Below are 2,287 nucleotides of genomic sequence, written 5' to 3' on the forward strand. Positions count from 1 at the left end.
CTTACCTAACTTCAGTTGGGACAAAATGCGATCGCGTAAAATTTCAAGTTCTGAAGTCGGTGGCAAACCGACAGGTTGTTTAGCGCTTGTGGTATTAGATATCTGATGTGACTCACTCTGCCGTGTAATACTTGGTTGAATGGGAGCTAAAAAATCTGAGTCTTCCCGTGTAATACAAGGGTTATTGTTATGCCTAACAATGTGTTCTAAATAATCAGCACGGGTTAAGCCTAAGCATTCCGAAGCAATACCAAGAGCCTTCCAAGTATCATCTGTTAATCGCAAAGAACGTACTTCACGATAGTCATCATTCTTGAGCGCAAACTTTCCCTGAATATCCCGTTTCAACATAGAACCTACCGTGTATTACATCGCAAGTTTAACCTGGAATGACGATGCTCTGCCATGTATTACACGGTAATAAACCAAATTTTCTTGACGTTTTAGCAACAAGCAAAACGGATATTTTCTAGCACACAGTAGCGTCCGCAAGTTTTGCAAAGTGTGAGCAGCGAGTTTTAGCCCGTGGGATCTCCTCCAACCAAGCGAAAACTCGACTTAAATTGATAGCGGCAGCCGTCAGGATATGCTGTAGATGAGTTTTAGCTAGCCCAATATAACGACAATCGCGCAATTCAAAAGCTCGAATTCCTTGAGAGATAGTTCCTTCAATGCCGGAGCGTAGTGCATACTGCTTTTGGAATTCCTCAGTTTTTTGTCGCTCTCTGCCTTTTTGAAGGGCTTCGTAATCGGGTTGTGCCTGTATAGTTAAAGCTCGTGGGTCGTTAGCAGCACGGGTACACTGAGAGCGAACCGCACAATTTTTGCAGTCTTTTGTGCGGAAGTTAACGTGAATTACTGGGTGGCCGTAGGCATCTTGAGTGTGTTTCCACCGACTGCTGCGCTTACCTTGGGGACAATACACTACTTTTCGCTTCCAGTTGACTCGAAAGTGAGATACATCAAATCCCAGTCCTGCTTTTGCTTGCCATGCACCATTAACTGCAACTGGGCCGAACAGGTCAATGTCATAGTCGCGCTCGGAACTAGAAAGCAATTGAGAGGAGGTGTATCCCTGATCAACTAAATGTTGTTGAGGTAAAAGGTTTTTTTGGGCTAAGGATTGGTGAATTGAAGGCACAACAGTTTGGTCTTGTGTTGTAGCAACAGTTGTCTCTACATGAGTGATAATGTGAGGCGAATCTTCATCACAACTTTCTGTCAAATGCACTTTGTACCCTGTCCAGTTAGTAGTGCGTTTGGTGCTGTTACGCGCTTCTAAGTCATAGGCAGAGCGAATTCGCACCGCAGAAGGTGGCCCATCTTTGTCACTGCGTAACTGAATCTTGTCTGTTGGTGCATAGTATTGCTGTAACCAAACTTGACGCAAAACTTCTACGGCTGGCAGTTGTCGCAGCTCAATGGGGGAAGTTTGAGAATAGATGTTATCGAGTAAATGAAAACCATCCGCACCTATGATCTCGGCTAACGCTTCCCTGTCGGCAGGTGTTTTAGGGAGTCGAGAATCTTCAAGGCGTTTGCTATAGCGGTCATACCACTCGGCCGGAGCTAATGACTTCAGCCAAATGGGTGCAACTTCAGCCACAGCATTTAAGGCATACCGCAGTGTTTCCCCTAGATGTTCCAGTCTGCTTAACTCCCTAACTACAGCTAGTATATGGGTCGAGTCAGTACGCTGTTTTCCCCTTGCTGACAGTAGTTTGAGTTCCTGAAATTTCGACAGCATCAAGTCTAGTATTTGCCGCTCGACACCACCTGTTATTAATCGGTCGCGGAATTCGCTTAAAACAGTAAAGTCAAAACCTGGATCTGTTAACTCCAACGATAAAGCATATTTCCAGTCAATCCGTCCTTGAACTGAAGAAGCAGCTTGTCTATCAGAAAGATTTTCTAAATATTGCATCACCAGTATCATTGCTAAACGCCAAGGTGCTTGTGCTGGCTGACCCCGTTGTGGATAAAGTGATGCAAAATCTTCATCCTGATAAAAGACTCCAAGTTCATCACGCAGTCGCATATATAAATTACCTTTTGGAAATGCGGCCTTGGCTACACGTACCGTTTCATCGGGAATAGGAGGAATTTCTTCAGGATGTAAGCACATATACTGCCTCCACAAGTATTTCTTCTAGTTTATTGATTATTGAGGCAGTTAACTTAATTTTTTTCTTCCCGTGTAATACACGGGAAGGGAGGTTTCTCCTCTCCATGTAATACGCGGTACAATCGGCGTTTTTATGTTAAGTAATGTTTCGCCAACGGTATC

The 2,287-nt window shown here is 44.2% G+C and carries 2 protein-coding genes; both read right to left on the reverse strand.

Features of this window, described 5'->3' with window-relative positions:
- Positions 1 to 351: hypothetical protein (locus tag LC586_RS40285; RefSeq protein ID WP_229491349.1), on the reverse strand; the 351-nt coding region annotated here is incomplete at its 3' end.
- 118 nt (positions 352 to 469) lie between these two features.
- On the reverse strand, positions 470 to 2,125 hold the full coding sequence (locus tag LC586_RS40290; RefSeq protein WP_229491350.1) for an IS1182 family transposase: 1,656 nt from the start codon (positions 2,123 to 2,125) through the stop codon (positions 470 to 472).
- Between the last annotated feature and the right edge of the window lie 162 nt (positions 2,126 to 2,287).

The organism is Nostoc favosum CHAB5714, from assembly GCF_020829495.1.
In the GTDB taxonomy this organism is placed as follows: domain Bacteria; phylum Cyanobacteriota; class Cyanobacteriia; order Cyanobacteriales; family Nostocaceae; genus Nostoc; species Nostoc favosum.

Bases quoted from the DNA above. Each gene is read 5' to 3' on its own strand.
- LC586_RS40290 (WP_229491350.1), bottom strand. From the start codon at position 2,125: ATGTGCTTACATCCTGAAGAAATTCCTCCTATTCCCGATGAAACGGTA.